This window comes from Bacteroides sp. AM23-12 (assembly GCF_003434395.1).
Taxonomy (GTDB): domain Bacteria; phylum Bacteroidota; class Bacteroidia; order Bacteroidales; family Bacteroidaceae; genus Bacteroides; species Bacteroides thetaiotaomicron.
Genome location: NZ_QTLF01000002.1, coordinates 15,181 through 35,209 on the forward strand (window position 1 = coordinate 15,181; position 20,029 = coordinate 35,209).

At 40.3% G+C, this 20,029-nt stretch carries 17 protein-coding genes; all 17 read right to left on the reverse strand.

Annotated features, from left to right (window positions below):
* Positions 1-137: 137 nt before the first annotated feature.
* A complete protein-coding gene (locus DW640_RS01980) occupies positions 138-1,682 on the reverse strand; it encodes an SGNH/GDSL hydrolase family protein (RefSeq protein ID WP_117577043.1) in 1,545 nt (514 codons plus the stop codon).
* A 1-nt stretch (position 1,683) separates the two neighbouring features.
* Positions 1,684-3,705 (reverse strand): hypothetical protein, encoded by a 2,022-nt coding sequence (locus DW640_RS01985; protein ID WP_147326367.1) that lies wholly within the window; start codon positions 3,703-3,705, stop codon positions 1,684-1,686.
* Between the two features lie 47 nt (positions 3,706-3,752).
* Entirely contained in the window at positions 3,753-4,040 is a 288-nt protein-coding gene (locus tag DW640_RS01990; RefSeq protein WP_117577046.1) for a hypothetical protein, read from the reverse strand.
* 24 nt (positions 4,041-4,064) lie between these two features.
* A complete protein-coding gene (locus DW640_RS01995) occupies positions 4,065-4,466 on the reverse strand; it encodes a structural protein P5 (protein WP_117577048.1) in 402 nt (133 codons plus the stop codon).
* 12 nt (positions 4,467-4,478) lie between these two features.
* On the reverse strand, positions 4,479-4,700 hold the full coding sequence (locus DW640_RS02000; RefSeq protein ID WP_117577050.1) for a hypothetical protein: 222 nt from the start codon (positions 4,698-4,700) through the stop codon (positions 4,479-4,481).
* Positions 4,678-5,151: a phage holin family protein gene (locus tag DW640_RS02005; RefSeq protein WP_117577052.1), complete on the reverse strand. Its 474-nt coding sequence runs from the start codon at positions 5,149-5,151 to the stop codon at positions 4,678-4,680. The genes DW640_RS02000 and DW640_RS02005 overlap by 23 nt, the downstream gene beginning before the upstream one ends.
* The gene (locus tag DW640_RS02010; RefSeq protein WP_147326368.1) at positions 5,148-5,645 is read right to left on the reverse strand and encodes a glycosyl transferase; all 498 of its coding nucleotides are present in this window, start codon (positions 5,643-5,645) and stop codon (positions 5,148-5,150) included. Before DW640_RS02010 ends, DW640_RS02005 begins: the two co-directional genes overlap by 4 nt.
* Before the next feature lie 12 nt (positions 5,646-5,657).
* A complete protein-coding gene (locus DW640_RS02015; RefSeq protein ID WP_117577056.1) occupies positions 5,658-6,191 on the reverse strand; it encodes a DUF4376 domain-containing protein in 534 nt (177 codons plus the stop codon).
* Between the two features lie 8 nt (positions 6,192-6,199).
* Complete coding sequence (locus tag DW640_RS02020) at positions 6,200-6,604, reverse strand: hypothetical protein (RefSeq protein ID WP_117577058.1); 405 nt, start codon at positions 6,602-6,604, stop codon at positions 6,200-6,202.
* A complete protein-coding gene (locus DW640_RS02025) occupies positions 6,601-6,873 on the reverse strand; it encodes a hypothetical protein (protein WP_117577060.1) in 273 nt (90 codons plus the stop codon). The genes DW640_RS02020 and DW640_RS02025 overlap by 4 nt, the downstream gene beginning before the upstream one ends.
* Entirely contained in the window at positions 6,873-7,481 is a 609-nt protein-coding gene (locus DW640_RS02030) for a BACON domain-containing protein (protein ID WP_117577062.1), read from the reverse strand. Before DW640_RS02030 ends, DW640_RS02025 begins: the two co-directional genes overlap by 1 nt.
* Before the next feature lie 40 nt (positions 7,482-7,521).
* On the reverse strand, positions 7,522-7,770 hold the full coding sequence (locus DW640_RS02035) for a hypothetical protein (protein WP_117577064.1): 249 nt from the start codon (positions 7,768-7,770) through the stop codon (positions 7,522-7,524).
* A 1-nt stretch (position 7,771) separates the two neighbouring features.
* On the reverse strand, positions 7,772-8,077 hold the full coding sequence (locus DW640_RS02040; RefSeq protein ID WP_117577066.1) for a hypothetical protein: 306 nt from the start codon (positions 8,075-8,077) through the stop codon (positions 7,772-7,774).
* Positions 8,078-8,090: 13 nt separating this feature from the next.
* A complete protein-coding gene (locus DW640_RS23890) occupies positions 8,091-12,596 on the reverse strand; it encodes a hypothetical protein (RefSeq protein ID WP_233525418.1) in 4,506 nt (1,501 codons plus the stop codon).
* A 1-nt stretch (position 12,597) separates the two neighbouring features.
* Entirely contained in the window at positions 12,598-15,240 is a 2,643-nt protein-coding gene (locus tag DW640_RS02055; RefSeq protein WP_233525419.1) for a hypothetical protein, read from the reverse strand.
* Between the two features lie 66 nt (positions 15,241-15,306).
* Entirely contained in the window at positions 15,307-15,732 is a 426-nt protein-coding gene (locus DW640_RS02060) for a hypothetical protein (RefSeq protein ID WP_117577068.1), read from the reverse strand.
* A 25-nt stretch (positions 15,733-15,757) separates the two neighbouring features.
* Entirely contained in the window at positions 15,758-19,849 is a 4,092-nt protein-coding gene (locus DW640_RS02065) for a tape measure protein (RefSeq protein WP_117577070.1), read from the reverse strand.
* Between the last annotated feature and the right edge of the window lie 180 nt (positions 19,850-20,029).

Genomic DNA, 20,029 nt, shown 5'->3' on the forward strand with positions numbered 1-20,029 from the left:
CACCTGTGTACCGTCAACGCTCTTTCTCGGAACCAAGTGCAGTTCATCGAGTACCTCCTGCGTATCTCGTTCAGTTTCTCTGTGGGGAATACAATGTATTTCATGAACTTTACTTTTTAAACATTAATATTAATAAGTTAGTTATATTGAGTTATCTCAGGTATGTCGCATAATATTCTCATTGCCTCCGCTTTTGCTCCTAATGCTGTAGGGTGAACTCCGTCAGAAGATAGATAACCTTCATACCAATCATGTGTTAATTCATTGCCTGTTACAGCCTTATACATATCAACGTATCTCAATCCCAAAGATAAAGCTATAGAATTTTTGGTTTGCCAATCCTTACCTTCTGCCTGTTCTCCAAGCTTTGCGTGACGAACAAGAATTAAAGTTATTCCTCTCTTATCGCAAATATCTTTAATCTTATATATATATTCTTCATAAACGGCGTTGGTATCATTAGCTTGTATCTGATACCATAAGTATTTAGGTGTACCATATTGTAACGCGTTCAATAAATCATTATATGCCCCCACATGACCATTAAGATCATTGCTTGTTTGCCCTGCAAGGGCAATTAAAAACCAACTCTTTATCTTATATTCGTTTAGTAAGTAGTATGGCCATCTTTCATTATTATCAGTTGAGCAGTATGAGTCTCCTATAATCCATACAGGCTCTCGAAATCCACGATTTGTTCTTCTTAATTCAACATCATTCAAAGTCGTCTCAGAGTTGGCATAAACGAATGAGTACCCATATATATCATTGAGCTCTATGCTGTCTGTATCTCCATATACTTTCTTCCCCATTTCAGTATCAGTACCATAATAACTTCCACCAAATGTGTTGATTACATATTTAATTGTATCTTCCTTATAGTCAACTAATACGTTAATAAATGCCGATATTGTCAAGTTATGTGCGTGAGTAGCTAAGACTGTCTCTGTATTATTGATATACATAACAACCTTAATGTTGGTATTATCAATTATTACATACAACCCTCTTGTAGTAAGATGACCAACTCCAACAGCTATTTCCGAAAATGATTTAATTTTAGAATTAAGGCTTACTGTATATTCCCTTTTTACATATCTTGGATAATTTGTAATCAGTAACTCTTCATTAGAAATACTGTCTGCGGTATTAACTGCTCCGTCCATCCCGGCAAGAGAAATGACCGGAGCCATTTTTGCTACCTCAACATTTACAGGGATACGTGCAGTATAAGTAGCATCAACAGATATCCCATGTTCTTTAAAAAATGAGAATTGTAATTTTGTTGCATTTTGCGGAACTATAATTTCATATGTATACATCCCTCCTCCATGTTCCGAGGTGGAAACAAATGTAGTATTATTGTCATTATCTAGCCATTGGTAACCTACTATAGCGTTAGTGGATGTCCATGCGGTAACTCTTAGAATTCCATCAGTAAAAATCGAAACATCAATTTCAGCGTAATTTTGGATAGAAGCATCCCTAATTCCGTCAACTGTAACTTGTTTATTCTCTATTATTGTCGGCATTATAGACGAAGAAACAATCTTACTTATATGAGAGGCCGTATTTGATTCTTGTGCCTCGTTAGATAATTCCTCAAAATTTCTATCTATTCCCTGCGCAATGACTCCCCACGACTTTTCGGAGTCTTTTGCTATGTCAAATATCTTTTCCATATTATTCGTTTTTAATTAATGTTTCATTATTTATTAAAGTATCGTTACCTAACATTGTCAAGTAGCTGGAGATAATTATGTTAATCTTCTGAGGTGACTTGGTGACCTTTCCGGTTATCTCGTAGGTTCCATTGTCTCCCGAAATGGATATGTCGCTGATGGCATTGGATGACACACCGACCAGCTTATCTGTTTCATTTGACAAGGTTATAGTGATAGTTACTGTACTACCCTCAGTAACATATTCTCCCGGATTAACTGAGTAGGAGATCGAGGAGTAAGGGGTGTTACTCTTTACAATCGGTCTCCACTCAATCATATCCGGATATAGCGTTCCTGCCTTATACTTTCTCAATTGGCGTTCAAGGAGGAACTCGGAGAGGCTGTAGGGGAAGAGCATCAATGACCATAATGCGAGTTTAGAGAAACGAGAATCACCGTCTCTAATCGTTCCTAGCCACATAGAGTCAATATCAACGCCGGAACCGGATACTATAGTCTCCCCGTTATAACTATATTTAGTTTGATAAGTAAATGATTCTTCGTTCAACTTATCGTTACTCATCAACGAGTTAATTGTGCCAAAAGAAAAGGTGCTAGAGCGAGAAGGATTTCGATTAAACGTCTGCTCTAAAATAAAAGCACCGTCATTACCAACTTTAGATTTAGAAACAATAGAGCCAGTTTCAGTACTTGTTACAGAATCACCATATAACCATTTACGAAGAGCACAAATAGTATAGTCCTTCAAAACAGGCAATCCGGTAGCCTTGCCGAAGTCGGAGATACCGTCTAGATATAACGCACCATCAATTATTCCACTTTCTCCTTTCCAACCGATGTTGTTTAGCTGAATGTTGTGACCTCCTACAAAGTCAATCAACTGATCGTTAAACTCTGCGTGGTTGTCGTTAGTGATGCCCTGCTTCTTGACGTTGCAGTACAACTGAGGCTTGATGATCTGTCCCGGACGATCTAAGTTGAAATAGGCGATAATTTGGTTAATTTCGTCGGTGGTTAGGACTTTGTTGGCGATAAAGCCACCTGCGTAGGCGACTTGAGATGTATCTATAATTGCACCACTACTATCTATAAATCCTTGCACACTAAGCTTTGCGTTTGATATCTTCCCATACGTACCTAATCTATAATCTTCTTTATCTCCTAATATATTGTTTATTACTGAGGAATTGCTAGAAATAGGACTTTGAATATTAAAGCATGTATAACCGTATATTCCTGTTTTATTAAGAGAAACTCTAAGCTCATTTCTTACATATCCAATATTAGATTCTCTGATATAATTAGTTAATGGAATATCTGAGATGCCACGTAAGGATATCTGATGAATAATACTCACCACCGTAATCTCATTACTTCCCTCCAACATCTCAGAGACTGGCTTGACGGATTCGATTATGTCGTCTACTCCGTCTGTACATAGCCAGCCTTCGAAGTCGGGGAGTTGCTCGATAGTGAAAGATTCATGAGGGAATATTCCAAAACCTATATTAGTATTTTCTTCCCCATTATATAAATCGTTTCGTGAAATAGGTAGTATGTATGTTCCTTCTTTATTAATAGAAAAAGTACTTCTAATACTTGGATTTGCTTCGTCTATGTAATAATAAGTTATAGTTTTTGTTAATTTACTAACTTTTATTTTATAAGATGGAATCACATATCTATTCTTGTTTACATCCAACCATATTACTAATGCTGTTTCACTATCTTTATTGCTTACTGATATTTTATTTGGAGATACTTCTAAATCATTTATTTGTCTCTTAGTCCATTTAGTAAAATCAGTACCATATAGCCCATATCCACTGCCCTCCGCAAATCCGAAGTTCAGCAGGCGCATGTCGTTCCCGTTGCCGGACAAGTCCTTCAAAACTGTCCGGTCGGGGTCGTCGTTGGACTTGCCCCAGGTGGAGATGGCCATCTTGACGTGACTCAGTAATTCGGGGTCGATGTAGGGACGGGCGGATACCCCTACATCCCGGCCACCGATTCGATTCAAATCGATCCGATTAAGGCTTAGCTTGTTTAAGGATAACCTGTTTAACATTACTCTGCCTCCGTTAAGATACCTGTTGTGACTTCTGTATAGCTCTCGATGCGGATTGTCTTTGGATAGACTAAGGCACTGAAATCACAGTCAAAAGTCTTTCCGGTGTTATTCTGCACATTGGACGGCAGATATACCGGTTCAAAATCACCTTCTGTCGGAGTACGCTGAAAGATATTCAAGCGACTTGCTGCGGTTCGTTCAAGATGGATATTGAAATCAGCATTCACTACTGCTTCGGCAGCATACAAATCCTTCCCTTCTATTTTAGTAAATTGTAAGTCCATGATTATTTCTCCTCTATTTTTAGTTTATAATAAATTCCATCCGGCTTCGACATCGGGCATCACCGCAGGGACACCATTTTCTACCTGAGAGATAGCGGCTGCAAAAGCGCACATCGTTGCCTTGTCGTTGATGTCGGGAATATATGTGTTTGGAACCTGCATTTCCTTGCATACACGGTTGATGTAGCCGGCAGTATTGTTCTCGGACTCCGGCGCCCATCTTTTGATGAAATCCGCAATGGTTTGACAACCATGTCTTTTACGGTAGTTTTGCAAGGTACGGATCAACGCCCGGTATCCCCACTTTATTTCCGTAAACTGGAAGAAGGACTTATCTTCCTGTTTGTCTCTCAATCCTTGCCATTTGTCTTTTGTGACCCGGATATTGCCAGGATTATTATTTCTAAGGCCACGTGATAAACTCATATATTTCTCCTCCTATAAAATTAAAATCAATATTAATATTTGAATAGCCTGACCGATAATTCCTCCAATCAACGTTGCGGCAATATCAAGCCAGTCCCATTTGCCACCCCAAGCTCTGTCCTTGAATTCCATGCCGGCCGCCAGCCCTGCGACAAACAAGATGGTAAGCAATGCGCCTGCCGGGATAGCATAAAGCAGGTGCTTAGGACGGTTACTTTCTTTGATCCAATTCATGATTTTCTTCTTGAATTATGTCTCTCACATCTTCTTTGTCAACCTTGAATACCTTCTTTCCAAAGACTCCCAAAGCTCCAATTACATTTATATTGATCCCCTTTGGTTTCAATATATTTCCGACAATCGAACACCCTTCGATGAAGCATACCAATAAGCAGGAATACACATCAATAGGATATTCGCTATGACTTGCTACTGTGATCATGCAGACCATGCAGACAAAAGCAAAATAAGTAACCATCTTTCCCATAGTAGCACGAATCGCACGAGAGAAACGTACTTTCTCACCCATCAACATGCTTTTCCTTACTCCAAATGCAAGGTCACATAATATCACCGCACATGATACGATTAGCCAAGGAATCATGTTCTGAAGAGACTCAATGACGAAAGCGGTTGCAATTGCCGCAAATCCTCCTGTTGTTGCATGTACTATTGCTTCTTTCATACCAAACAAGTTAAATAAACGGTTAACAACGAGATTACCTCAATCCAAAACATAGACTTGCATGCCGTCAGGTCCCATATAAGATTACCAGACCAGTTCTTGATTACAAACGTTATCGCGTAGATTAGAAATGCAGCCCATAGCAGCAGCCAATACCACGAATTGCATCCTACCCATAATTGAGAGAATACAAGAGACATCACCGCGCCGGCTATATGAGCTTTCTTGTGTGCTCCTTTAAAATTCGGGGACACTCCCAACACGATCATTCCGACAACAGAAAGAAAGATTAAAAACTGACTGTTTTCTGTACTTGCATCCAGTGCGGCCGGAAGCAAAAGCAAAGACAGGAGAATCATGCATATACCGAACCAATACCTGTTACTCAGAATGTAATAGGTATCGGAAATAGAATAAGGGATACCCTTTGTCTTGTAAATCATCACACCAACATAAGATGCGAAAACCAATAATGATAGTAGTGTCAAAATCATAGTTTTATCTGTTTATAATGAAAACTCTAGTTTATTCGGATAACCGGTCTTGTAGTTGTAAGATTCGACCTCCTCTTTAGTCTGCAATCCTCTAACTGCCGCGATATGCTGCTGAGTTACATTGTAGCAATCAAGAGCATACAGCTCTAACGAGTTAAGCATGAGGAGAGCGCTTGATATAGGTATCGTATACTTTACCGCATCAAACCATAAAACGGTATCCAGTCTTCCGGCCTGCTTCTCAATATTGATTGAGTTAACAAGACCTACGCGGTCCTCTTTGTTTAACCACATATCTTTGCCGGCAAGGGTGAAAGAGTTTACTGCGTCTGACTTGTCATAAGCATTAATGTCCGCTATCTTCTTCTCTTTTAGTTCATCAAGAGTATACTCATGATCAACCAATACGGGATAGCCGCTTTCGCTCTCCTTTATTTCCTTTCCGGATGACTGACCGTTCAGCAGCTCCTGCCAATACTCCTCCGTTATCTCTACTGAGCCTTCTTGCAGCTCATCGTAGAATCCTTGTTTCCAATATTTTGCCATAATATTATTTATTTCCAACGCCCGACGGCTATCCAATAAAAATCATTAGTTCCTGCACCGGTACCGTTTGAATCTCCCACTGCATATCTACTCCTTATCGTGAAATAACTAGTCTGTTTATTTATAATAAGACCTGTGACAATATTCATACCGTTGCCCGGTTCATAATAAGTAATAACGGGAACATATGTAGCATTATAAAACGATATTGATGTATAAGTAGTATTAGTACCACTAGAACTTCCTGTCTTGTATCCCCATTGTATTAATAAACCATTGTTAAACTTAGCATACCCGTTCTGGCCCAATGATACAGTCATAGCGTTAGACAAGTCTGCCTTTGCCAAATTGGGAATCATGTTTAGCAATTCTACAACTCTATCCCCTGTAAATCCGCTATTATAATCACTCATGAAAACTCTTTTTTAATCACATTAAACGTACTTCCATCTGACAACAAGAAACGGCCTTCAGCAACAGCAAACGCCTGCCTCTTTCCTATTTGCGAGATGGTAGTGGAGACAGATGCCTGTGCTCCACTATTAGTTGTTCTAAACACAACAGTCTGCTCCCTGTCGAGTCCTTCATTGGCAACATCGCTTGATACGCTTGCGGTCCCATTGGAACCGGGAGTGATAACGATGTTACCTTCTCCTTCTTTCCAAGGAATCTGTATGCTCATTACGCAGCAGTCCAAGAAGTGTTAGACGTAACATTCACGGATACAGCAGATCCACTCTGAGAAATAGTGATCTCTGTCGGAGATACGGACAATGTAGCATCACCGGCAGCTTGTTTGATAGCAATCTGAGCAGCTTGTCCGCCATTGGCTGTTACCTTCAAAGTTCTCGTAATTTCCTCAATAGTTTCATTTGCCGGAAACTCCAATTCGATAGAGAAAGGAAATTCTGCAGTAGCTCCCGGATCACCGGTAATAGTAGCCGCATTGTTAATCTGAGTTCCATTCGCACTATACTTTGCAGGCAAAGTAACATCTGTTACGCTTCCCGCCCACGCAAACGTCAGTTTTGAAGAGTTTGTTTTACCCTCGACAGTCACAGTGCCCGCTGTTTTAGGAGCAGACATTTCTGAGCCATTATCAAAGGCAGCAAACTCTGACTTCGGCGACTGAGTTACCTTATAGGTCGAAGGAGTAGAAACACCAACACCGGTAACCGTTACTGTACCAGTACGAGCTGTACGCCCAGTATGAGCGTCTGCGCTATTCGCAATTGTTCCGTTACCTGATCCGGTAGACGGATTTAATTTTAACCAACTAGGTTTTGCCATAATACAACAATATTTAAATAAAACAATTCAATTAACTATATCATTCTTCCTGCACAGCCTGCCATACCACATTGGACAACACATCGACGTTATCCTCAAAGTTATTCGAAGGCATCAGCCATATATATTCAGGGTCTACCTTTAAATAAGCCTGCTTACCAACATCACAGACAACTCCTATCGACACCTTCATGCCCGTTGCCGAAGCGGAAACCTTCATCTCATCAGCCTTGACCGATACATTTCCAATACCCTTAATCGCCTCTATATGTACAGATATGCATCCCATGTCACACCGTCTTTATGCCAGTATTTATCTTGTCTATCTCTACTCTTGTACCGCTTTCGTAATCAGAGTCTGGGAGATAAGCCGTAGTCTCAAGCCATATTTCACCCGTACCGATTATCTTTGTGTCTATGTAGCAGGTGTAGCTATTCTCATTGACGCGGATCATCTCGGACTTCTTTATTATCTGTGACGCATTCGAACAGTAATAGACAAAGAAGCGGCATGAGAAGTCTATATCGTCCATCGTCAATCCAGAAGGAAGGTCGATGGAGATGACTGCTTTGATTATCGTTCCTTTTACTCGCATATATCTATTTTTTTTAAAGCCATTTCATTTCAAAATAAAATTCTCCATCATTTCCCGTATCATCATCTGATAATCCGATATACACATAACTAGAAGTTACAGAAAGTACAGTTGCTTTGATCAGAAATTCACTCATATTCGAAGCGGAACCATTTGCAGATTGTCCATATCCTGTTAACATGATTTGAACAGTACTTTCGCTAAATCCATCAGCAGTCCATGAAGAAGGAATATTCATTCTTAAATATCCCAATGTTGATGACATTCTAGTTATAGTTGGAATGTCACCGTTATAACTTTTACATCTTCTTATATAAGCATTTGAAGGCGTAGAATATGCCCTTCCATAACAAATTATAGAAGGTACCATTCCCCAGCGACCATTTCTCAACGATTGCAAACCATTGCTATCCAATCTCAGCCCCGATGTACCATCTGATAAAATTGCTTGTATCGAGTTGATACCATTCACTCTTCTGTTCATTACAGAAAAAAGATTTTTTGAAGAAGTTCCTAATGATATTCCATTTGCAAAAAGTGAAGATAAGTACTCATTTACCACAGGAGTAATGGACATATTATTTATTGAGAAACTATGAGAATATTGATAAGACATAGCTAGTCTTAAAGACAATACATTATATCCGCTTACCAAAAATCCTGTAAACTTTTCATCGTTGAAGGTGTGTTCAGTTTTGTATGAGACAACCTTTGAATATATATAATCTGCATATATGATATTTTGCAATGAGCTATCGCTATAAGCCTTAAGAATGATTTCAACAAATATTGTATTAGGGGATGAGCTAGTATAACCACCGAAAAATCGTCCATCAAGTGCTACATTCCCAGTCACATATATAGGGTCAGTAATATCCACCATGTATTCTCTTTCCTGACTTGGAACAGATGCCGGAATGTTTTTAACATTAATCGTAGGAATATTTTGGCTAAACAAATCATTTAAAGAGTCTTTGCTGGCCCCATCAATACGTAGAACATTTTTGTTACTATCATCAAATATTTTAATATCCTTGCTATCCGGACTAATAACCACTCTCTGCCCATTAGGAGAACCGATAATATTTGTACCCCGGAATACATACCTTTTATTCAAAGGGTCGAGTTCAAGCATAAGATCGTCCTGATCAAGAGCAAAAATCCCTGTCTTTTTTTCTCCATCAACAGTTACACAGTCTCTTCCTAACGCGACTCCGGTCAGTTTCCCATTGCTATCCTTGGTTCCAGAAAATATCTTAGGTGAAATAAGGTACTCTCCACCTATTTCTGTTTTATTATTGTTCCAATCTTCTACCCAGGGAAGGAGATTTGCATCCTCTCCCGGAGTACCAGGTTCACCCGGTTTACCATCCTTCCCGTAATGACCAAAGAGACGATAGTTCTTATACTCTCCCCACTTTCCATCCTGTAGAGTACGTTCACAAGTGTACTCATAAGGATAAGTTTCCGATGCTCCACGAGGATTATCCACCCACCAGAGCACATCTTCCCAGTATGCATCATTGGTCGGAGCAATCCCCGAATGCGCCTGAATAGCTACCTTGTATACATTATTGTATTTGACTATGTTACCTGCCGAATAGAATTTTGAGCTACTGTATTCAGGAGCATCGCCAATGTATTCATTAACGTATTCGTTGGATGTCGGGAGGTCAATAACATCCCGCTTAGACTTAGCAAGCAGGTAGACCTGCTCCTCGGTCTTGGAGTCTGTCGGGAATATGACAGGTTCGCTCCAGGAAGGAGTCGTTTCACCATCAATCACCGCGGTGGAATACCAACAGGTAATAGGATCGAGCATGCGGAACTTTACCCTGTCCTCGTTACTGCTTCCACTGCCGTCTTTCGTATATACGATTTCCACAAAGTGGCTGCCAGATGTAGGAACCGCAATATCTACCACGGCACTGGCTACTCCACTTCCCACCCAGGCATGTTCGTTGTCCATGTGATAGGACATATCAAGGGCTTCTACAATACCCTTGTCGTAGTTCTGCTCGGATGATACATCAATCTCTATATGTATCATCTGATTAGCCCTTCTTGTCGTAAACGACACTCTTTGCTTGTATGTCGAGGAATGAGATGTAGGAGATGGAGAGACATAGTAATCACCATCTTTTGTAAAGTCACCGGAATAAGAGAAGGTAATATCCTCCCGATCCGGAGAAAGGGACCATCCTGCCGGATTTGTACCGGTAGGCGTAGCAGGCTTTCCGAAAGCATACTTATACCGTAGCTCCGTATATTTACCCGGCAATCCCCTGAATGGCATAGGATCACCCCATGTGCCGGAAGAAGCGCTTGAAGCCACCTTCTGAGAAATCCAGACAACATCTTTTGTTGCGTTAGTATGCCATCCTCCGCTTGTCCCGCTTCCGGTCGGACGGGATGGTTCATCTTCGCTGTCATGGTATGTAATGAAAACACTCAGGCCATCTGTGCCGTCAGTACCATCTGTTCCGTCTTGGCCATCCGCAACCATCAACTCCCAAGCGCTTCCGTTATAGATGTAGACAATACCATTGCTGGTATTACGATATGCCCAGTTTTTCTCTGGATTAGACGGAGCACTTGATAAATCCCCTTTCCACGTAATACTAAGCCCGTCTTTACCATCTTCACCATTTATTCCGTCAAGCCCCTTCTTTCCGTCTGAGACAACAGCAATCGTTTCGCGGTCAATTAATACTACTCCCGATGTCTCATTGTAAAGCCGGAACTGTATCTTATTTGTTATTCCGGAAACGGAGATTTCGCTATCCGGAGTATAACTAGTTGCATTTCCGGAGTCTATGATATAATCCATTGAATAGCCAACCGGTAGAGAGGATACGACAGTAGAAGTTCCGTCGGTCTTCATTACCCGACAGGATATCTTAGACACGTCACTGTTCCCGTTTGCATCTCTCTTTATGATATTGGTCGATGGCTGAAGCGAGTAAATGACCGCGTTCTTGCCATCGGTTCCATCCTCTCCATTCTCCCCAGGCTTCACTTTGTTTATCGATAAATGAAGGGTGCGTTCATACTGAGCACCTTTGTATGTTACCCGTCCGGTTATGGGTATACGGATTACATCAGCCACCGCAGCAGTAATAGCTGTTACCTTAACTATCCCCGTGCTACGATCAGCCGTTGCTGTCACGCCTGTGATGCTGCCTACAGAAAGAGAATCAAGGGAAAGTTCAGTCGTTCCATAGAACATGGAGAATGTTGTTGTGACAGGCAAACCGGATACCACTGTCCCGTCCAGAGAGCAAGCTACAGACTGCATTTCATCGTCAAGATCAGCAGAGATGCTTCCTTCTCCATCAAGACCATTCTTACCATCCTCAGTCATTACATACCATGCGCCATCCTGGTATACGTAGCATTTCTTGTCGGTGGTATTACGGTACCAGTATCCGTTCTGAGGATCTGCCGGAGCAGAAGAGAATTCTCCCATAAAAATGAGGCTTGTACCGTCTTTGCCGTCAGTGCCATTCGTACCGTCCTGCCCGTCTTTACCCGGTTCACCCTTGAGATTCTCCTTTGTCTCCTCGTCCAGATTATCCCATGTAAGGACCACTCCTTTCATGGAGCATACATATTTGTTTTTCGACGCGTCCCAATGCCACGAAATGGCACCTCCGGCTATATATCCGGATTTATCCGTAGCAAACTTCGCTGATCCGTCTCCAAACTCTGCGGTTCCGTCAGGATAGATGCAGTAAACAACATGTCCAGTAGAATCCGTCCCTTTGATCATGCCGTTTTCGCAGTAGAAACCTTTAAGACCGTCCGTTCCAGGAAGCTCTCCGCCCATACGGATTTTCGTACAACCGGCAAAACTCTTGCTGTTGATACCAAACAGAATATCGATTGCAGGCTGTCCACCTTCATCGGCATGCAGATAGATCGCACTCTGACGATTTACATCCTTCGAGTTACCGAACTGGACAATCTCATCACCGATGGCCGGAGTCGTCATGCCAGACAAGGCCGGATCGACAGCCTCCATGCCGTCTGTGTAACCTATACCACCGGTAAAATCACTAACGGGTATGACGATTGTATCAACACCGTCAATCTTGCGTATTTCAGATATCTCGACCCAATAGCCTTTAAGGGTACCATTCGTCCAATCCTGACACCGGATGAAATCGTGTGCGACAAAAGACATCTCATCCTCGATAGTCACCAGCCAGTTCTGCCCCGACTCATCCAGCGTGGCAGTCTTTATACGACCGCATGCCTGAGTGATGCCCAGTGCACCCTTCACCGCGCGGATCTTCTGAATGAGGAGCTCAAAAACGACCATTGTCTCGCGAACAACAAGACTGTCTATCTCCAGCTTCCATTTGCCCTTGATATACTCCCACAGCTTCCATCCATGACCGGCAAATCCGGACACGAAGTCTTCGACGTATTCTTTAACGCCGTTTGACAACTTACGTCCTGTCGCTTTCACAGAACAAAGAAATCCGTAGAACTTACCGTTACTTAGTATTGCCATATTATTCTAATTCTTCAATCAATGAATCTTCAATTTCTTCTATCAACTCTCCGCCACGAACTACCAAACCGGCATTGGCTGCAGAAAATCCTTCCGACACAAATCCCTTACCGAGAGTTATCAATCCTTCTGCCTTATCATCTTCAATGCTGCTAAGGGAACGACGTTCAATCTCATCAATAATTCTTTTTGCCGAAAATGTATTGCGATCCGTAGGAACAGTCTTGTCATTCAAACCAATGAGATATATACTCGTTCCTCCACTTCCTGACACAGAACCGGTATATGCCTGTCCCTTGTATGTAAGAGAATCAAGTTTACTCTCTATCTCGCCTATACGCGAATATGAGGCAGTCTCTCCAACCGTATAAATTGGATGATCGTAAGGAATATCCAGCGGCCACTCAAAACCAATTATTCTGGATTGTCTGCTCTTAGGAAAGAAAGCCTTATTGATCAGGTTAACTTTGTCTCCCACCTCATAGGTGATAATATTCCCATTATTATAGATGAACTCAGGGTCCATATCACAGTCGTAGGTGGAAGGATCAATCATAGACTTCTTCACATAGTCTTTTGCCTTTGTCAATAACTCATCTTCGGCGTCAGGAATCAGTCCCTCTGAAACGTAAGCTGTATCAAAGCCATAAAGTACATATGTGTCAGAATTAGCAGGGAACAATACGTCGTCAGGGAGGTAACGCCCGTAATCCTCATTGCGTACAATTTCGAAAGTTGCACCGGAATCATCACTATCCTGCAGAAGCAATTCAAAATCCAGACCAGCGAGTTTACCTGTCTGAAAGATTAAGCGGAAACTTTCTCCGTCCAGTCGGAAGTCATTTGTAAAATTCTTAAGTCCTGCATCCTTGAACGTATAGATACGATATTTATCCCCTGTTGGATTATCGTCCTCATCAAGTTCATCTTCCTCGCGGTATGTTACATTTGATAATGTGCCGACATATTTGGGATATTCATCTTCAAAGATTACAATCTCCTCTATAGCTTCTTCTTGTGACATCTCCACATTATTCTTGTCGTCATAATGTGTTTCACCAATGTATATACGCTCCCCTGAAGGGCTATAACGGTAAGCATCTACATAAGAGACCTCCTCCGGGAGCATAAGACGTTTCTGGACCACACCATTTAAGGTGAGCTCCTTGTCGTCTTTGCTGAAGTAGCTGTCAGGTACCTTTCCCTTGATGATGTTGTCAATCGTATATCTGTCACCAAAAGAAGCCGTAACTCCACTCGGTAATTGTATAACATTAGCCGAATCTCCTGTTAAATGGTCCGGATTATATACACAAGAGAATGTATTACCCGAATTTAGTCCGGAAAGGAAGGTTACTGTAGCATCTGCAGATGATCCTTTGAACAGAGTTATATCGTATGAAACATAAGCCGAGAAGGAATCGTTCAGAATAGAGGACTCACGAGATGGAACACGTACATATATTCTAATCTTTAGATCTGTGGCATTTCCTTCAATCTGTAAAGAAGAGGATACAGCAAACGCTACAGATACTTCGTATTGCTGATCCTGATCTAAGGTTACCGTTTGGTTACCTATAGAAACTTCTTTAGTTGAGCCGGATACTTTATAGATATAAGAGGCCTTCAATACATAATCACCGGCGGGAAGAAAAGAACGCCCCGCTCCGATTGAAGGAATAACCGTAGATACATTAATTGATATGCCATCTCCTGAGGAAACCTTATAATCCCCTGAAGGCAACGAAGCTACAATATCAGTGTCATGCGTCCATTCTGTATATGACGCGGTAAAAGCACCACTACCTATGCCCTCATTTACTGGATATTCCTCCTTATGAACCACTCGGCCAGGAAAGTACTTTATATCAAGAGGCCTTGCTGTATCAGATATTTCCCTGCCATTGACCTGCTTGACATCAAAAATAAGATTCTTACGGTAAGTAGAAGGAATGTTACGAGTAGAACCAAAAGCATAAACACGAGTAGCATAGGTTGCCTGGCTGTCACTGCGTGTCATACTGTTGACGTTCACATTCTCAGTATCTGTCAAATCACCGGCCTTGAAATCTACGGGAGAGCTGTATTCACAGCGTCCGAAATGAATTGTCTTATCCGTTATCCACCACTCGCATTCCCATGTCTCCGCCATTTGGGTAAGGGCATCAATCAGGTTTACGCTATCATACGAAACGAGCTTGGAAGTGTTTTCAACCGTAGTGTCAATCTCATATTTAAAATCCTCTTCTCTATATTTGTATCCGAGTGATTTCAGGTTATCAAGGAAGACTTTAAGATGAACGTCAAGAGTGGCTGTCAGGTTCCAGCTCGCCTCGCGACCGGTACTCTCCGGAGTATAGAAGAACTTCTTATTTTTCCACTTCCAATAGTAAGCATCAAGTTTTAATTCGTAGTCATATCCCCCGGTAGTAGTATTGTAAGTAGGTTTATATAAGTCTACAAGCTCAAACAAACCAATATTCTCGTCATCAATGTAATCCCCAAGCTGAAAGTAGACAGGTTCAGCTAATGAGAACTTGAGAGTAATGTAATCAGAACTCATTAGCTGGAACTTTCTTTTACTACCTTCGTTGATAGGAGTAGAAAGACGGATGTTGCCGGATATGTCTTTGATGTCTATCATAAGTTTCGTATACCTTCATACGATGTTTGATACAAAAATACAAAAAATGACATTAAAAGTGTCATTCTAATCGTTAATATTTCTATCCATAGGATTAGGTTCTACTATCTTTAATGAAAAATGTGCAATTCCCCTCATAAACTGAGTAAATTGATTGCATGAAAGATATATTGTACGATATACTATATCAGGCTGATATTTAGATCTAATATTTAATACTCCAGTTGCCAATTCCTGACAAAAACTATCATATTTTTCAAAGAACTCATTTTCATCTTTAGCAGTAAGATTGATAGTCAACGTAAGATTACGCTCATCTACTTTGGGGCTGGCAGCTATTACGCGCTTGCCATGTTCTAATCTTGATTTATTCTCTATAAACTCTTTATTAGGAGCAGGAGTCATCAGTGCTGATAGAGAAGATGTATCCATACTAATTCCCCAATTGTCGTAGGAATCTTTATTGTTTATAAAAAGTTCACCTTTTGGCATATTGTATATATTTTATGGTTTATAATTAGCGAGTAGAGAGTCCCTTAGTATTAACTCTTACTTCGGATATATCAGCCTTTATGTCATTTAGCAATTTCGTATATTTGGTAATATCATCTAAATAACTATTGGTTATAACATGCTGTGTTAAAATGTTGTTAAGCACTTCATTCCCAATAGACGATATGCTTGTGAGAGAATTTATTCCCATAACAACAGCCATCATTTGATTCTTGATTTCTTCTCCGGCGATCTGAAGAGCAGTGAAGCGTCCGTTCAACTCGTCAGCAGAATCCTGAGACATTGTGGCAAATCCTTTCTTGGAAGACCCCTGGGAAGTAAATGTGCCACCACCGCCTACGATCTGCTCCCATGCCTTTCTGTCTTCAAGAGCACCATTTACGATAATATCCCATCCTTCTCTTAAGTCCTTAATATCAGAAGAGGTGATGCCTCCCTCTTTACCCATAGCTGCAGAAAAGGAGTCATACCATTTTCTTAATTCATCTTCATATCCCTTTGAGAACATTTGAGTGAATATAGCCTTTCGCATGTACTCTCCAAAATTATCTGCAAAGTCTTTTGACGAAGCATCCATATCCATAAGAGTATCTATGAAGCTGTCAAACAGGCTATCGAATGATGTTTGAGTCAATTGCTCTTGAACGGCCTTTTGAATGTCTTCTATTCTCTCTTCACCTTCAATAATCTTATTGAGGTAGTTTTGAACATCTCCATCCAACTTAGACCAAAAGCCGGGAGCTTCCTCTTTTAATTTTTCAAGCTGCTCAGCCGTCAGATCAAAGAGACCAGTAAGCCGGCCACCAATTGCGTCTGGATTCTGACCTATTGACTTGGCAAACTCATCCCACTGATCCCATAATTCCTGACTCATGCTATTTCTAATACGAACACCAATAGAGTGAGAACCAGTAGATGCACCAGAATTAAGCCTTTCTTTCCCTAATAGCTTATAAGACTCAATGCTCTTTTTTGCTATTTCAATAGCTTCCTCTCCGGCTTTAGCGGCTTCGGGACCATAGGACATATCTATGTATTCTTTCTTTTTATCTATCAACTCATCCCATATGTCATTTAACTTATTATATTCTTCCACCATCTCATTATAGTCGGAATAATCGGCCCCACCGATATTAAATTTACCCAGAGTCAATACATTTGCAAAACCGCCCCAAGCTTTCTCTGCTACATGACCTAATGATTTTACAATACCTCCAGCAAACCCTACAACTCCTTTTTCTCCAATTTGATCTATAATACTTAATATAGCCCCAATAATTCCCCCAATTTTACTTCCTGATTCTGCAAAAGCATCAACTAAATTACCAACAATATTCCCTACTTCTGATAAGCTTGCTGATCCATCACTTAATCTAGTCATTGCATCAGCAACTGCATTTATATTAGATATAGCCTTATCCCTAGACTTTTCTGCATTGACCTGAGCATTTAATTGATTCAATTCCGCTGCATTCTTCTTTTCTCTCGCTTTTTCAATTGCTACTTCATCGCCAGATTCCAAGGCTTTATTTAGTTCTGTTTGAGCCTCTGTTACTTTTACAACAGCTTGTTCATATTCTGTAAGAGAATCGCCTAGTCCGCCAAAGAAACCGCTTTTATCTATTAAAGCATTATTTATGTTATCTACCGCTTCTTCAATAACCTTAATTTGATCAGGAGTTGCATTTTTAAATTCAGAAGATTTTTTAAACTCATTCAGTTGTGCTTTCACTTTTGTCAACTGATCTTTAGTTATCTTACTCAGATCTCCAAAAATCACCTGCCAATTTATTGTATTTTTCAGTTTATCAAGATTTAGATTAGATAATGCTTCTTCAAATTCTTTTTGAAGAGAAGCAGCTTCTCCAGCTGTTGCTGATTCTTCTATGGCTTTGTTATATTTACGTGCAATAGCCTCTTTTTTCTGCTGAAATGTACCATATTTTATTATATACTCATTCCAATCCTGTTCTTGCTCACTTATTTGGTCTCTGAATTGACGTTTCTTTATATTTCCTATTATGGAATCAAAAGCAGATGTATCAACTTTCACAGAAGATGCATCAAACGTTTTCTTTTTATAGTTATTAGTCTGCTTTTCCCGCAAACTCTCCTGTTCATCAAAGGCCTTTCGCTGAAGCTCGATCTCTGTTCGGATATAATCTTCCCGCTGACGTTCTAAATCCTGTATTTCCTTCTTGTTGTCCAATTCACGTTGTGCACGAATCTTGGCTTCTCCCTCTGCCATAGCGTCAATACGAGACTGGGTAAGTTGATTCTCCAGATCTTGTTCCTTGCGCTTCCTTTCGGTTGCTTGCTTGTCTAATAGTTCGGAGATTTTCTTTTGTTGGTTTACGATGGAGTTATACTCTTTGGCTGTTTTAGAATCCGAATACTTATCTATTTGTTTTTGCGCTTCCTGTATTTGTTTTGTATATTTATTCCATTCCTTTGAATTTTCTTTAGAAGAGTCTAAAGCAGCGCGGGCATCTTCGGCTTCTTTCTTCTTCCCTTCCCAATATTTTTTATTGTAGACAGTAGGCTTATCAGCATCCTTTTTAGCTTGTTCGTCTGCTTTCTCAAAATCATCTAAAGCTTTAGTATAAATTTCAAGTTCTTTTCTTGCAGCAGATAAATCTTCTTTCAATGCTCCCGTATACCCCCCTCTATTATCAGTTTTAATTATACTGTTTTCCAGACCTTGTATTTTTTGTTGAGACATTACAACCTTAGTCTTTAAACCAATACGTTGCCGCCTTAAAAGTTCATCGGTCTCAAGTTTTATAAGCTCCGCATTTGTTTTTCGTTTTGCAGTTTCCCAATCCATATTTTGGAACACTTCAGGCATTAAACGCTGCAATTGGCGATATGCAATAAAACGTTCTTCTATAGATTTGGATTCATTACTTAAAATATTTGACAGTTCACTCGCTTTATTTTTTAACCCTTCATAATAACCTTCTTGCGCTTCAAGTGCTTCGTTTGTTTTGCGAACAGCTCTTTCTGTTTCAGTCTCTGCTGTGGCAAGTTTATAAATGCCATAAGCCAATCCAGCAATAGCAGCTGCAGCCAATACATACGGATTCTTTAGCATTGATAAATTCAAAGCGTCTTGAGCTTTTTTAGTTAAGACTAACCATCCATAGTGAACAGCTTCTTTGGTTGTCAAAGCTGTAATCCCTGATGCTTGTAAAGCTTGCAAAGAACTAGTAACCATTAGGGCGGTGCGATATGCTCCATAGGTTCCTACGATTTCTAACAGTACTCGTCCCACTTTCTCATAGTTTTCAACTAGATAGGAAACTCCAGATAAAGCATCGTTAATGATACCTTCATTGGCTTTTCCTATTTCATTAAACATGGTAGCAATAGCATCCTCAATATTAGAGATTTGCCCAGTAATTGTCTTTGACTGTTCTTGCATAAGATTGTAGAACATTCCGCCTTCATTAGTAAGTGACATGATAACCTTTTGAACTTCCGGGAAACCAACCTTTCCGGCTTCAACAAGTCCCTTAACTTCATTTTCCGCAACATTAAATTGCTTTGCTAGTTCGCGAATCATAGGTATACCACGGCCAGTGAACTGATTGAGGTCTTGGGTATATAAACGACCTTGGGTCATTGTAGTACCATAAAGATAAACGATATCTCCAAGAGGTTGGGATAAACCGGCAGCAATATTACCCAAACGTATCAAATCGTCATTAACATTTTCTACATTTTCCCCATAAGCAAGGAGTTGTTTAGCTCCATTAGCAACTCCCTGTAAATCAAATGGTGTAGTAGCCGCAGTCTTTACCAGTTGTTGCATAAGAGCATTTGCTTTTTCTTCACTGCCTAACATCGTCTTAAATGCGACTTCCAACTGTTGAAACTCACCGCGAACTTGAGCAATATTTGAAATCAACTCTTTCGCTGTAAATCCTGCTCCAAAAGCAGCAGCAGCTTTAGTCATACGGTTAAATAGATCTTCAATACTTAACCCACTTTGTTCTATTTGTTTAGAAGTGTTTCTTACTCCATTCTCACATTCATGTAATTTGCGTATGAAGTTGGAGTTATCGCCAGTGATATCAAAGTGTAATCCAGCCATAAGTCTTTTCGATAGAAATAGTTCCGTGCAACATTACACGGCAATACAAAGATAACAAAAATGGCGCAGTTAGTGCCACTATTATAAGAAAAACATATTTAATACATTATTTTTTTATCTTTAATTTTGTTTGTATTGTTATATAAAATATATTTGTACAAACGTTATTGTAAAACTGTA

Coding starts and splice junctions, on each gene's coding strand:
- DW640_RS01980 (WP_117577043.1), bottom strand. CDS start 1,682: ATGGAAAAGATATTTGACATAGCAAAAGACTCCGAAAAGTCGTGGGGA.
- DW640_RS01990 (WP_117577046.1), bottom strand. CDS start 4,040: ATGGACTTACAATTTACTAAAATAGAAGGGAAGGATTTGTATGCTGCC.
- DW640_RS01995 (WP_117577048.1), bottom strand. CDS start 4,466: ATGAGTTTATCACGTGGCCTTAGAAATAATAATCCTGGCAATATCCGG.
- DW640_RS02000 (WP_117577050.1), bottom strand. CDS start 4,700: ATGAATTGGATCAAAGAAAGTAACCGTCCTAAGCACCTGCTTTATGCT.
- DW640_RS02005 (WP_117577052.1), bottom strand. CDS start 5,151: ATGAAAGAAGCAATAGTACATGCAACAACAGGAGGATTTGCGGCAATT.
- DW640_RS02010 (WP_147326368.1), bottom strand. CDS start 5,645: ATGATTTTGACACTACTATCATTATTGGTTTTCGCATCTTATGTTGGT.
- DW640_RS02015 (WP_117577056.1), bottom strand. CDS start 6,191: ATGGCAAAATATTGGAAACAAGGATTCTACGATGAGCTGCAAGAAGGC.
- DW640_RS02020 (WP_117577058.1), bottom strand. CDS start 6,604: ATGAGTGATTATAATAGCGGATTTACAGGGGATAGAGTTGTAGAATTG.
- DW640_RS02025 (WP_117577060.1), bottom strand. CDS start 6,873: ATGAGCATACAGATTCCTTGGAAAGAAGGAGAAGGTAACATCGTTATC.
- DW640_RS02030 (WP_117577062.1), bottom strand. CDS start 7,481: ATGGCAAAACCTAGTTGGTTAAAATTAAATCCGTCTACCGGATCAGGT.
- DW640_RS02035 (WP_117577064.1), bottom strand. CDS start 7,770: ATGGGATGCATATCTGTACATATAGAGGCGATTAAGGGTATTGGAAAT.
- DW640_RS02040 (WP_117577066.1), bottom strand. CDS start 8,077: ATGCGAGTAAAAGGAACGATAATCAAAGCAGTCATCTCCATCGACCTT.
- DW640_RS23890 (WP_233525418.1), bottom strand. CDS start 12,596: ATGGCAATACTAAGTAACGGTAAGTTCTACGGATTTCTTTGTTCTGTG.
- DW640_RS02055 (WP_233525419.1), bottom strand. CDS start 15,240: ATGATAGACATCAAAGACATATCCGGCAACATCCGTCTTTCTACTCCT.
- DW640_RS02060 (WP_117577068.1), bottom strand. CDS start 15,732: ATGCCAAAAGGTGAACTTTTTATAAACAATAAAGATTCCTACGACAAT.
- DW640_RS02065 (WP_117577070.1), bottom strand. CDS start 19,849: ATGGCTGGATTACACTTTGATATCACTGGCGATAACTCCAACTTCATA.